The sequence below is a fragment of the Methanomassiliicoccaceae archaeon genome (genome assembly GCA_034928305.1).
Taxonomy (GTDB): domain Archaea; phylum Thermoplasmatota; class Thermoplasmata; order Methanomassiliicoccales; family Methanomethylophilaceae; genus VadinCA11.
The window spans coordinates 45,138-57,741 of record JAYFOZ010000001.1 but is presented as its reverse complement, the minus strand read 5'-3'; the positions used below and the strand labels follow the sequence as shown (position 1 = coordinate 57,741).

Sequence of the window (12,604 nt, the reverse complement as noted above, 5' to 3'; positions counted from 1 at the left end):
CACTTAATAACGGTCGGGCATTTGAGAATCCGTGAAGCGCGTACCCTTGGGAAGCCAATCTGTAGACGATCTTCTGGGAGGCGGAATAGAATCCGGCAGCCTGACGCTCGTCTACGGCGTGGCAGGCACGGGTAAGACCAATATCTGCCTGCAGATGGCCTACAACGTCCTCAAGGAAGGCAAGAAAGTAGCGCTGATCGATACCGAAGGGATATCTTACGACCGCGTATCCCAGATATTCGGCGGCGAGGAGCTCCTGAAGGGCCTGCTGGTCTTCCAGGTCCACAGCTTCGATGAGCAGAGCGACAGAGTGACCAAGATATCGCGCATGGCCGAGGCCCGCGGGGCGCTGGGACTTATCATAGTCGACTCGCTCACCGGCTTCTACCGTCTGAACCACGACGACCCTCTGGTTAGGAACGACTTCATCAGACAGACCGAGCTTCTCACGGAGACGGCACGGAAATCGGATGTGCCTGTGATCGTGACGTCCCAGGTGTATTCCAACATGATGAACGGGGGGATCGAGTTCCTGGGAGGCCACACGCTGCGGCACAACGCGAAAACCATAATCAGATTGGAGCCCCGGGGGAGCGGGGTCAGGTCCGCGGTCATCGTTAAACACCGCAGTCTTCCCGAGGGCCGTTGCGCTACGTACCGCATCGGCGAGAACGGCATCACCGACATCTGAGATTCTTATGATTTTCGTTATATTATCGGCGGATTCCGACTATTTAAATAGTTAAATTATGCTTAGCGCAATACCGTTACGAAATCAGTAAGGTGTAGCTTTATGGTAGATAATCTTGACAAGCGCATAATCGAAATGCTCAAGAAGGACTCGAGATGTCCTTTCGTGGAAATCGCCAGTCAGCTCGGCGTATCAGAGGGGACCATCAGAAGCAGGGTCCACAGAATGACCGAGGAGGGGCTGATCCGCGGATTCACGATCAAGACCAGCTCAAGGAACGTGAAGGCACTTGTCGAGATACGCATAAGTGTGAACACGGACACCGAGAAGATCGCGAGGGAGCTTGCGGGATACGAGGGCGTCACCGAAGTTTTCGAGGTGACCGGGGACCAGGACATCATCGCTATCGTGGACGTCGAATCTTCTTCGCAGCTTAACGATATAATCGAGAGGGTACGCCGCTATGACAACACCCTCAGCACGAGGACCAGGCTCATTCTGAGAGAGCACTTCGGAGGCACCTGAATGTTTGCCGGAATTTCGACAGCCCTTGTCACCCCGTTCAAGAACGACGGCACCATCGACGAGGAGGCCTTCAGGAGGCTGATCGATTTCCAGGAGGAGAACGGGATCGATGTTATCGTCCCTTGCGGCTCCACGGGAGAATCGGCGACGCTGAGCTCCGACGAGCACATAAGGGTTATCGAGATCGCGGTCGACCAGGCGAAGAAGGCAAAGGTCCTGGCCGGGGCGGGAAGCAACTCCACTGCCGAAGCGATAACATTAAGCCGGCACGCGGAGGACATCGGGGCGGACGGCATTCTTTCCATCTCTCCATATTACAACAAGCCGACCCAGGAAGGCATTTATCTTCATTACAGGGCGATAGCGGAGTCCGTCGACATACCTATCGTCGTCTACAACGTGCCCGGAAGGACGGGTTCCAACATAACTTCCGAAACCATGCTCCGCATGGCTGAGATCCCGGGGATCGATGCCGTGAAGGAGGCCAGCGGAAACATGGCGCAGGTCCAGAGGATCCTCGCCGGCAGACCTAAGGGATTCGAGGTCCTGAGCGGGGACGACGGCCTCACCATGCCTTTCATGAGCTTGGGTGCGGACGGCGTCATTTCGGTGGCGGCGAACTGCTGCCCCGGCCTGATGGGCAAGATGGTACATTACATGGAATCGCACCTCACAGCCGAAGCACTGGGCATAAACAACGTGCTTCTGCCGCTGTTCGGTGCCCTTTTCGTCGAGTCCAACCCCATACCCATTAAATTCGCTATGAAGAGATTGGGATTCGGGAACGGGATACCCCGTTTGCCCCTGACGCCCCTGAGCGGGAACGGCCAGGCCGTCCTGGTCCCCGTCCTCGAAGAACTTGGATTGTGATCTTATGACGGACGTAGTCGTTGGCGGGGCCACCGGAAGGATAGGAAGCATCGTGTGCAGACTTATATCCGAGTCCGACGACATGAAGCTGGTCGGCGCGGTCGTGTCGGCCGGAGGCGAGAATGTCGGCAGAGATGTCTTCGGCATCGATGCCGTCGGTCCCGACGGGCTTGCGGAGCTGCTTCGCGACGCCGACGTGTATGTGGACCTTACCTCTCCCGAGGTCGCGGAGAAGGTGGTCGCCGGTATCCCGGAAACTAACACAAATCTGATATTGGGCACCACGGCGGTATCCAAGGCCACGTTGGAACTTTTGGCCTTGAACACCGAAAAATTCGGGACGTCATCGCTTGTCACAGCTAACTTCGCCACAGGCGTTAACGTGTTCTGGAAGGCCTGCGAGATGCTCGCCGGACACCTTCCGGACTATGATATAGAAGTCATCGAGGCGCACCACGACAAAAAGAAGGACGCCCCGTCTGGCACCGCGGCAGAGGCCGTGAGAAGGCTCCGGGCCGCTTCCGGAGTCACCGATACGGTATACGGGAGAGAGGGCATGACCGGCCCCCGCGGAAGGGAGATCGGCGTGCATTCTATACGCGCCGGAGATATAGTGGGGGACCATACGGTCCTCTTCGCGAAGAACTCGGAGGTGATCGAGCTTACGCACAGGGCAGGTTCCCGCGATGTGTTCGCCCTCGGTTGCATCGAGTCTATAAGATGGATAGCAGGAAAGAAGGACGGAAGGGTTCACAGTATGGATGAGGTGCTGGGAATATGTTGACTGTAATGAAGTTCGGGGGCACCAGCGTTGGATCGCCCGAGTCGTTGAAGAGGGTAGCTGAAATAATAGTGTCCACCGAGGGGCAGAAAGTCGTCGTGGTGTCCGCGATGTCGGGAGTGACCAACTTCCTTGTGGACGCGGCGGGAAGCGATCGCTTCGACTGCGCAGATGTGGTCAGTACATTCTCCGAGAAGCACCTGTTGGTCGCCGAGAAGCTTTTCGAGGGCGAGCACATGAAAGAATTCATGAAGGAGTACAACGTCAAAATCGCCTCCTTCGAGAAAACGCTGCGCGACGATAGGAAGGACCCGTTCTACATGGACGCCGTCACTTCCTCGGGAGAACGGTTCTCTTCTCTGATACTGTCGCATGTCCTGAAGTCCATGGGACAGAAGTCTGTGGCGCTCACGTCCGCGGCCGCCGGCATACATTCCGCAGGGGTGCCGCTGAGCGGTTACGCGGACCTGAAGCGCACGGATGCGGACATCAATATGAAGGTCAGGCCCTTGTTGGAACGGGGGATCATCCCGATCATAACCGGATTCTACGGGATGAACGACATGGGCAAGCCTCTTACTTTCGGGCGTGGCGGCTCCGATTATTCGGGAGCGGTCGTAGCCAACGCGCTCACGGCCGACGAACTTCAGATATGGACGGACGTGGACGGATTCATGTCCGCAGACCCCAGGATCGTGCCGGACACCCTGCGCATAGAGGAGATGAATTACGGCGAGGCCGCGGAGCTGGCATATTTCGGCGCGAAGGTGTTGCACCCCAGGACGATCGAGCCTGCGAGACAGAGGCACATACCCGTCAGGGTGAAGAACACTTTCAAGCCCGAAAGCCCGGGAACCTTGATCCACCACCTAAGGGGGCCGAAGAACGGTCTGCTGATGAGCGTGGCCGCCAAGACGGACCTTTCCATAATCACGATAAGCTCGGCCGAGATAGCCTACCGGCCCGCCATGGTCGCGAGGATAATCGAGAAGATCGCAGAAAAGAACGTCATAATCTACTCTATATCGACATCCCTTTCGACTGTAGCGTTCCTGTTGCACAACAACGATGTTCAGCAAACGCTCAACCAACTGAACACGCTTGTCGAGACCGATATCGAAAAGATAAATGTTAAGAGCGACGTGGCGCTTGTGTGCTGCGTAGGCGACGACCTGTTGGACAAGTGCGGGGTCTCCGGCGACATCTTCGGTGCCGTGAAGGATGTTGGCACCAATGTGGAGATGATCTCCGAGGGGGCGTCCGATTCGTCCCTGAACTTCGTAGTGCCTATGGAGATGGTCGTAAGCACCATCAGGGCGCTCCACGCCAAGTTCGTGAGGGGAAAAGATGGAAAACTATGAATCTAAAGGCGGCAGAATGCTGTTCGCCGGAATGTACGTTTCAGATATTGCGAGGGAGTTCGGCACTCCCGTTTACGTCACGGACGAGCAGAAGCTAAGAAAGAACTACAGGAACATCCACGGAGCATTCTCCAAAGAGATGGACGCCCGCATACACTACGCCTGCAAGGCCAACAGCAACCTTGCGATCCTGAGAATACTGGAACAGGAAGGTTCCGGCATAGACGCGGTATCGGCGGGAGAGGTCCTGACATGCCTTAAGGCCGGTTTCACGGCCGATCGCATAATGTTCACCGGGGTCAACGTCAGCAACGAGGAGCTGAAGACCATATCCGATCTGGGCGTGATGATAAACATAGACTCGGAATCGGAGCTCGAAAGACTGGCGGACATACACCCCGGGGCAAAGATATCAGTAAGGGTCAATCCTAACGTGGGGTCCGGCCACAGCGACAAGGTCATAACCGGAAAGAAGGGGACGAAGTTCGGCATCCCGGCGGACAGAGCTCTCAACGTATACTCGCGGGCCAACGACCTCGGGTTCGACATCCGCGGGATACACGCCCATATCGGCTCCGGCGGACAGGACATCGCGCCGTTCTTGGACGAGACCGAAATACTGGCCAATATCACAAACTCGCTGAGCGAGATCGGCATCGAACTCGAGTTCATAGACATCGGGGGCGGCATAGGCGTGCCCTACAGGATGAACGAGGAACCTATGAACCTGGAGGAGCTGGCCGCCGAGGTCACCGACATGATCAAGATGGAGACCGATGTAAAGACGATAATACTGGAGCCTGGAAGGTACATAGTTGCGGATACCACGCTCCTGCTGACCAAGTGCGTCGACATCAAGGACCTGGGCTTCAAGAAATACATGGGCGTTGACGCGGGAATGAACACGCTGGTCCGCCCCGCCATGTACGACTCCTACCACCATGTCGCAGTAGCGGACAAGTTCGGCAAGGCCTGCACCGCAAAGTACGACGTGGTCGGCCCCATATGCGAGTCCGGGGACTATCTGGCACATGAACGCGTGCTTCCCGACCCGCAAGAGGGGGACATCCTTGCAGTCTACGATGCGGGAGCTTACGGATTCTCCATGTCCAGCAATTACAACTCGAGGCCTCTCTGCAGAGAGGTCCTTGTGAACGATGGGAAGGCGGAGCTTATACGTGAAGCGGAGACAGTCGACGACCTTTGGAGGCTTCAAAGAATCCCTGCGAGGCTCAAAAAATGATATTCTGGAAGTATCACGGCCTCGGTAACGACTTCGTGCTCGTGGACGGGACCGACGGAAGCATCGAGATAGACAGAGAATGGTGCAAGAAGGTATGCAGACGGAATTTCAGCATCGGCGCTGACGGCGTGCTTTACGTGCTTCCGGGAGAAGATACCGACATCACTATGCGTATCATAAACGCCGACGGTAGTGAAGCCGAGATGTGCGGAAACGGGATAAGATGCGTTGCCAAATACGCATATGACTACGGCCTCGTAAAGAGCCAGATGTTCTGCATCCACACCCTTGCGGGCGACAAGGAGGCCCATGTGACCCTGGGCGAAGATGGAAAGGTCTCCACGGTCGCCATAGATATGGGCGCGCCCATACTCAACGGCAGATCGATACCCATCAACCATGACGGCAGGTTCATAGACGAGCCATTCATGATCGGAAGCGTCAGGATCAGAGGAACGGCCGTTTCTATGGGCAATCCCCATTTTGTGACATTTACCGATCTTCCCGACGAGACCATCAACAGGCTCGGCCCCGAGCTGGAAAAGAACGAATTCTTCCCCAAGAAGACCAACGTCGAGTTCTGCAGCATGAAGGAGGGCAAGATACATGTTCGCGTCTACGAACGCGGTGCCGCGTGGACATTGGCCTGCGGCACGGGCGCCTGCGCTTCGGCGGTCGCCGCGGCCCTCATCGGCCTCGTGCCGTTCGATTCCCCGGTGGAAGTGCGTCTGCCCGGCGGATGGCTCAAGGTCACTGTCGCAAGGGACATGGACTGCGTAATGATGGAAGGGCCGGCAGAGTTTGTTTTCAAAGGCGAGATGATGATATGAACAGGTACGATCAAGCAGAAAGGCTCCAGAAGCTCCCGCCCTACCTCTTTGTGAGGTTGGAAGAGCTGACCGCCAAGAAGAAAGAAGAAGGGATGGACCTGATCGATTTCGGTATCGGAGACCCGGACCTTCCCACCCCGGAGCCGATAGTGAAGGCGATTCAGGAAGCCGTTCCCGTCAACAAGAATCAAAAATATTCCTCCTCGCAGGGCGAAAAAGACCTTCGCGCCGCGATCGCAGAATGGTACAAACGCAGATACAATGTGGACGTGGACCCGAAGACCCAGGTATGCGTCACCATCGGTTCCAAAGAGGCCATCTTCAACATCTCGCAGGCGTTCGTCAACGCAGGCGAGAAAATAATCGCGCCCAGCCCGGGGTATCCCGTTTATTCGGGGGCATCGACCCTTTTCAACGAGGCCGTGTGCGCAGACGTGGACCTTAAACCGGAGAACGACTGGCTTCTGGACGTCGACGACTGTCCCGACGATGCCAGGATGCTGTACCTCAACTATCCCAACAATCCGACCGGGGCGACCTGCGACCTGAACTACCTGAAGGGAGTCGCGGAATGGTGCTCTGAAAGGGGAACGATATTTTCCTACGACAACGCTTACTGCGAGATGTGCTACGACGGATACAGGGCGCCGTCGGTGCTCCAGGCGACCGACGATGCGATAGAGTTCGGCTCTTTCTCCAAAACGTTCAATATGACCGGCTACAGGCTGGGATATGCCGTAGGGCACCCTGACCTCATCGCCGGACTGAAAAAGTGCAAAGGTCAGATCGATTCGGGAGCGCCCATATTCATCCAGAAGGGAGGGATAAAGGCCCTCAGCATGTACGGCGAGGACGGTTCCGCGCCCAAAGCGGTCGACGACAACATGAAGATCTACGCCGAAAGGCGTAAAGCTATCGTGGACGGCCTGAGAAACCTCGGTTTCGATGTAAAGATGCCGAAAGGAACTTTCTACGTATGGTTCGACTGCGGGATGCCTTCGATGAAGTTCACCGAGAAGCTCATAGACTGCGGAGTCGTAGTGACCCCGGGCTCCGGCTTCGGAAAGTCCGTCGACAGCTACACGAGGATAGCCACCACCCAGCCTCTGAACCGCATCAGGGAAGCGTTCGAGAGGATCGAAAAAGTCCTCTGATCACTTCTGGGGGAACTTGTCCCTGGAGTATTTTAGGGCCTCCACCACAGGCAGCGGCTGGCCCATCAGGAACGACTCCAGAGCTCCCCCGCCTGTGCTCGTGTATGAGAAACTGTCAGATAGATCGAACTTGTCCGCCGCACCTCCGGTGTGTCCGCCGCCGATGACCGACTGTCCTTTGCTGTCGACCATCGCCTTCATGAGCACATGGGTGCCGATCGCAAAGTCGTCCTTCTCTATCATACCGGCAGGCCCGGACATGAACGATGTCCTGGACGACAGTATGACCTTTCTGAATTTATCCGCGCTTTCGTCGCCGATATCCAGGGCGGGCTCCCGGGTTGGCAGGTCGCCGATGTTGACGCATACCCTCCTGCCGCCTCTCTCGACCGCGACGTCTACCGGCAACAGTATACGCTGGCCGTATTTTTTCATGGCCCCCCTTGCCGCCGAGATGTTCTCCGGGGTAAGCTCGTCCTTCAGGATCGCGAGGCTGGATTCTCCGATGTCCACTCCGCGGGCGTACAGGAACGCATTGCCTGCAAGACCTGTGAGTATGACCGTGTCCGCCACGTCTGTTCCCAGCACATGTTCGATCATCGCCGAGATATCTCCGAACTTCGCCCCTCCCAGAATGAACACGGAGGGACGGCGCGGCTCGTCGAATATCGCCCTCAGGGCGAATATCTCCTTCATCATCAGCCTGCCGGATGCGGACGGGACTTTGGCCTCGAATCCTACCAGCGAGCACTGGGAGCGGTGGGCGGCGCCGAATGCGTCGCACACATAGTAGTCGAAAAGGGGCGCAAGGGCGTTGACGAGCTCGGAATCGGCGTGCTCCTGGATGCTCGCCTCTACAGATTCTGAATCGATCTCCCTGACGTTGCCGAGCATGAGCGCCTCACCGGACTTCAGGCACCTGATCGCCTTCTTAGCATCCTCGCCCATGATGTCGTCTACATACTTGACCGGAGCATTGAGGTTCTTCGACAGACGCTCTGCGTGCTGCTCGAGAGAGGTATAATCCCATTTGCCCTTCCTGCCCTGATGGGCCATTATCACCAATTTGGCCTTCTTCCCCATCAGCTCCCTGACCGTGGGGACTATCCTCCGTATCCTCGAGTCGTTGAGTATTTTCAGCGTGTCCTTGTCCAGCGGACAGTTGACATCGACCCTCAGCAGTACCGTCTTGTCCTTGAAGTTGAAATCTCCCAGCGTGTAGAAATCGCGCGTGCTCTCACCTCAACACTTGTACGCAATACCGAGTGCCTGGTTGGTCAGTTTCACAGAGTCGGCCGCATCGCAAACCTTGCACATGGACCTTATGCAGTCCACGTTCTCAGGTACAACGTCCGACTCCTGGTGGACCGCCTGGTAATAGTATAGCGTGTTGCCCGCGGCCTTGACCCCGTCCTCCCACACGACGATCTCGTACATGTCGGACCTGTCTCTTGCCAGGTCTCTTGCAAGTTCCATTATCTCCGCGGTCGATTTGATGCCGGATGCGGCGTCTACCATCCTGACACGGGATGAATTCCTTATCACTTCGGTGGCCGCCTCCGTCGAGGCGGAGTTCTTCAGCTCCAACGCGACCGTGTGCATGTGCATTATGGTCGTGGAGGCTTTTATCGCCATCGTGTTGATGTTGACCCAGGGCATGATGCTCTGGACGTCGGGTCCGTGGTGGGTCGGCAGCTTTACCGTGGGCTCCAGTCCGTTGATCGGCCCGCTCTTGCTGTCGCCCGGGTCCGCCGCCCTTCTGACCAGCGTGACGTATGCCTTTTCGATACCGAACTCACGGTCGATCGGATACAATGTCCTCAGCAGACCGGTCGTGTTACAGGAGACGACGCGCGAGAACTGGGCGCCCCAGGACTCCTTATAGTTGGCGGTGGAGTTGAATGATATGCCTGTAAGGCTGTGGTCCTCCCCTCCCTGGAAAATGGCTTTTATGCCGGCCTTGGCGTAGAGGGACTTGTACTCGGGACCTACATTCCCGGGAGTGCAGTCGACCATGATGTCTACCTTTCCGCAAAGGTCTTCGACCGTCCCTTCCACGGGCACGTTCGCTTTGTCGAACACTTCGATGCTCTTCTGAGGGGCGTACAGATCGAATCCCCTGTACCTTGCGACCTCGGACTCGAACGACGGGCGGGTCTTGGTTACGCCGACGACCTCCATGTCGTCCTGTGCGTCCACTGCGGACGCGACCCTTTTCCCTATGGTTCCGAACCCGTTGATACCGACCTTAACTACAGCCATGAAACACCTGTATCAAGCGTATGGCTCCCGTATAGATAAACTTCTTCCGTACCTGTGTTTACCTGGATTTTCGAAATAGCATTATAAAAAATAAGCGCGATACGTCGGGCGGAGACAAATCATGAAAGGAAACAGAGCATTGCTCCAAATGCTGGAGGACAGAGGTGTTGAGACTATGTTCGGGTACCCCGGAGGAAGCGTAATCTCAATCTACGACGAGATAATGAACTCATCGATCAACCATGTCCTAGTACGCCACGAGCAGTGCGCCGCGCACATGGCCGACGGATATGCCCGCGCCAGCGGGAAGCCGGGGGTTTGCATGGCTACGAGCGGTCCGGGGGCCACGAACATGATTACGGGAATAGGCACGGCCTATGCAGATTCCACGCCTATGCTGGCACTTACCGGACAGGTCGGAACCGGGTCTCTGGGACTCGGCGCTTTCCAGGAGGTCGACGCATACAGCCTCCTCATGGCTATAACGAAACACAATTTCAGGGTCCTCGACGTCAACAGGCTTCCCCACGCGGTCGACGAGGCGTGGAAAATCTGCCAGATAGGGCGACCGGGACCGGTCCATATCGACCTTCCCTCAGACCAGATGAACTCCGAGATCGACGAGGGCCTCCTCAAAGTCTCTTACGGGATAAAAGAGCCCAGGGAAGATATGTCCGGCATAGGCACGGCGATACAGTGGATAAAGGAAGCGAAAAGACCCGTCCTGCTGGTGGGCGGCGGAGCCATCGGCGCTAACGCCTCGGCAGAGGTTACGAGACTTGCCGAAATTCTCGGCGCGCCCGCGGTCTTCACTCTCATGGGGATCGGCGCAATGTCGACCGAACACCCTCTGAACCTCGGACCGTTGGGCATGCACGGGAGGATGTGCGCCCTGGACACCTTCCGGAACGCCGACCTTGTCATAGCGATAGGGACGAAGTTCTCGGACAGGACCTTTAGCCCCCATACCCGGTTCGACAGCTCCTGCAGGGTCGTCCAGATCGATATCGACGCGACGGAGTTCGACAAGCACAGGAACGAGGACGTGAACCTCCTCTGCGATGCGAAAAAGGGCACTGCGGCACTCATTGACCGGCTCTCCGGCTACAAGGACGGACACACCGACTGGAACACCGCCTACTCAGAATACAGGAGACGCTGCCAGTGCAAGATCGACATCGACCTTAAGCCGATAGTTCCACAGAAGATCATATTCGAGATAAACAAGCTCGTCGACGAGGACAACGACATCATCATAACGACGGACGTCGGGCAGAACCAGATGTGGGCGATGCACTATCTGCACATCCACAAACCGAGGAAATTCCTTTCGTCGGGAAGCTTCGGCACCATGGGCTTCGGGCTCCCCTCCGCCATCGGCGCCAAGGCCGCCAAACCGGACAGCCCCGTCATCACCATAACGGGAGACGGAGGGTTCCAAATGGTGCAGCAGGAGCTGGCCACCTCGGTCGCCGAGGACCTGCCCGTCATAATTGTCCTTCTGAACAACGGATGGCTCGGCATGGTCAAGCAGTGGCAGAAGCTTTTCTGGAACAAGAGGTACAGCGAGACGGAGCTGGGTGCGGACCCGGACTTCTCCAAGATCGCCGAGGCTTACGGTGCCAGAGGAATGCTGATAGAAAGGCCTGGAGAGATTGCCGATGCCCTTAGGGCAGCCATAGACAGCGGGGAGACGTGTCTGCTCGACATACACATCGACCCAGAGGAGGATGTACTCCCCATGTTGCCGGCAAATCCGAAGCAGTCGCTTATCAAAGGACGCTGCCAGTATTGAATCGCCGAGATGCCTTACGGGCGGGAACGATACCTTTTAGTCTATAAAGCGGTTGAACCCCTCAATAGGTGGATAAAATGAAGATTTACCACGATGCAGATGTGGACATTGATGTCCTTAAAGGAAAAACGGTCGCCGTTATGGGCTACGGATCCCAGGGGAGGGCTCAGGCCCTGTGCTTCAGGGACTCCGGCCTCAATGTCGTGATCGGACTCAGGAAGGACGGAAAATCATGGAACAAAGCGAAAGAGGACGGCTTCAAGGTCGTCGAATTCGCCGAGGCCGCCAAGACCGCGGACGTCGTCATGATGCTCTTGCCGGACGAAGTTCAGCCCAAGGTGTACAAGCAGTTCGTCGAACCCAACATCAGAGAAGGATGTGCACTGGAGTTCGCCCACGGTTTCGCCATAATCTATAAAACGATCGTTCCCCCGAAGAACGTCGACGTCATAATGATGGCTCCGAAGGCTCCCGGGGACAAAGAGAGGGACGTCTTCGTAGAAGGATTCGGAGTTCCCGCCCTTGTCTGCGTCCACCAGGACTACACGGGCAATGCGAAGAAAATCGCGCTGGCACTTGCGAAGGGACTCGGATCTACCCGCGCAGGCGTCTTCGAGACGACTTTTGAATACGAGACCCTTACCGACCTGTTCGGAGAGCAGGCAGTGCTCTGCGGAGGAACGACCGGTCTGATCAAGTCCGGATTCAAGACCCTGGTAGATGCAGGATATCCTCCCGAGATGGCATATTTCGAGGTCTGCCATGAGTCAAAGCTCATCGTCGACCTGATCAACGAGGGCGGTTTCGAGAAAATGTGGCACGTTGTTTCCAACACGGCCGAGTACGGAGGCCTCACAAAGAGGGACCTCGTCATAACCAAGGAATCCGAGAATGGAATGAAGAAGATCCTGGACGACATCGAGTCCGGGAAGTTCAAGGACGACTGGACGGCAGAGTGGGCGAACGACCTGAAGAACCTCAAGGCGATGGAAGAGAAGGAGAAGAACCTCCAGATCGAGATCACCGGCAGAGAGATCAGAAAGCTCTTCGAAAAGAAAAAGAAAAACTGAATTAAGGGCCGGGTGGCGCTGT

12 protein-coding genes are annotated in these 12,604 nt (G+C 56.6%); 10 read left to right on the top strand and 2 right to left on the bottom strand.

The window, feature by feature from the left end:
- The first annotated feature begins 31 nt into the window (after window positions 1-31).
- The 8 genes from radB (at window position 32) to VB016_00280 (ending at window position 7,455) form a co-directional block, all read left to right on the top strand.
- On the top strand, window positions 32-691 hold the full coding sequence (radB, locus tag VB016_00315) for a DNA repair and recombination protein RadB (GenBank protein MEA4976990.1): 660 nt from the start codon (window positions 32-34) through the stop codon (window positions 689-691).
- Window positions 692-793: 102 nt separating this feature from the next.
- Window positions 794-1,216, top strand: a complete 423-nt coding sequence (locus VB016_00310; protein MEA4976989.1) for an Lrp/AsnC family transcriptional regulator — start codon at window positions 794-796, stop codon at window positions 1,214-1,216.
- Complete coding sequence (dapA, locus tag VB016_00305; GenBank protein MEA4976988.1) at window positions 1,217-2,086, top strand: 4-hydroxy-tetrahydrodipicolinate synthase; 870 nt, start codon at window positions 1,217-1,219, stop codon at window positions 2,084-2,086. It abuts the gene before it with no gap.
- Between the two features lie 4 nt (window positions 2,087-2,090).
- Window positions 2,091-2,870 carry a 4-hydroxy-tetrahydrodipicolinate reductase gene (gene dapB, locus VB016_00300; GenBank protein MEA4976987.1) on the top strand — a complete coding sequence of 260 codons (780 nt, stop codon included), beginning with the start codon at window positions 2,091-2,093 and terminating at the stop codon, window positions 2,868-2,870.
- A complete protein-coding gene (locus tag VB016_00295) occupies window positions 2,864-4,228 on the top strand; it encodes an aspartate kinase (GenBank protein ID MEA4976986.1) in 1,365 nt (454 codons plus the stop codon). The genes dapB and VB016_00295 overlap by 7 nt, the downstream gene beginning before the upstream one ends.
- Complete coding sequence (gene lysA, locus VB016_00290; GenBank protein MEA4976985.1) at window positions 4,215-5,471, top strand: diaminopimelate decarboxylase; 1,257 nt, start codon at window positions 4,215-4,217, stop codon at window positions 5,469-5,471. The genes VB016_00295 and lysA overlap by 14 nt, the downstream gene beginning before the upstream one ends.
- Window positions 5,468-6,301 (top strand): diaminopimelate epimerase, encoded by an 834-nt coding sequence (gene dapF, locus VB016_00285; GenBank protein ID MEA4976984.1) that lies wholly within the window; start codon window positions 5,468-5,470, stop codon window positions 6,299-6,301. Before lysA ends, dapF begins: the two co-directional genes overlap by 4 nt.
- Window positions 6,298-7,455: an aminotransferase class I/II-fold pyridoxal phosphate-dependent enzyme gene (locus VB016_00280; GenBank protein MEA4976983.1), complete on the top strand. Its 1,158-nt coding sequence runs from the start codon at window positions 6,298-6,300 to the stop codon at window positions 7,453-7,455. The genes dapF and VB016_00280 overlap by 4 nt, the downstream gene beginning before the upstream one ends.
- Here the strand turns inward: VB016_00280 and VB016_00275 are convergent, their stop codons facing one another.
- Both VB016_00275 and VB016_00270 read right to left on the bottom strand, forming a co-directional pair.
- Window positions 7,456-8,670 carry a phosphoglycerate kinase gene (locus VB016_00275; GenBank protein MEA4976982.1) on the bottom strand — a complete coding sequence of 405 codons (1,215 nt, stop codon included), beginning with the start codon at window positions 8,668-8,670 and terminating at the stop codon, window positions 7,456-7,458. It abuts the gene before it with no gap.
- Between the two features lie 27 nt (window positions 8,671-8,697).
- Entirely contained in the window at window positions 8,698-9,717 is a 1,020-nt protein-coding gene (locus VB016_00270; GenBank protein MEA4976981.1) for a type II glyceraldehyde-3-phosphate dehydrogenase, read from the bottom strand.
- 121 nt (window positions 9,718-9,838) lie between these two features.
- On the opposite strand from VB016_00270, the gene ilvB reads away from it, so the two are divergent.
- Window positions 9,839-11,512: a biosynthetic-type acetolactate synthase large subunit gene (gene ilvB, locus VB016_00265; protein ID MEA4976980.1), complete on the top strand. Its 1,674-nt coding sequence runs from the start codon at window positions 9,839-9,841 to the stop codon at window positions 11,510-11,512.
- A 77-nt stretch (window positions 11,513-11,589) separates the two neighbouring features.
- Window positions 11,590-12,582 carry a ketol-acid reductoisomerase gene (ilvC, locus tag VB016_00260; GenBank protein MEA4976979.1) on the top strand — a complete coding sequence of 331 codons (993 nt, stop codon included), beginning with the start codon at window positions 11,590-11,592 and terminating at the stop codon, window positions 12,580-12,582.
- The last annotated feature ends 22 nt before the right edge of the window (window positions 12,583-12,604 follow it).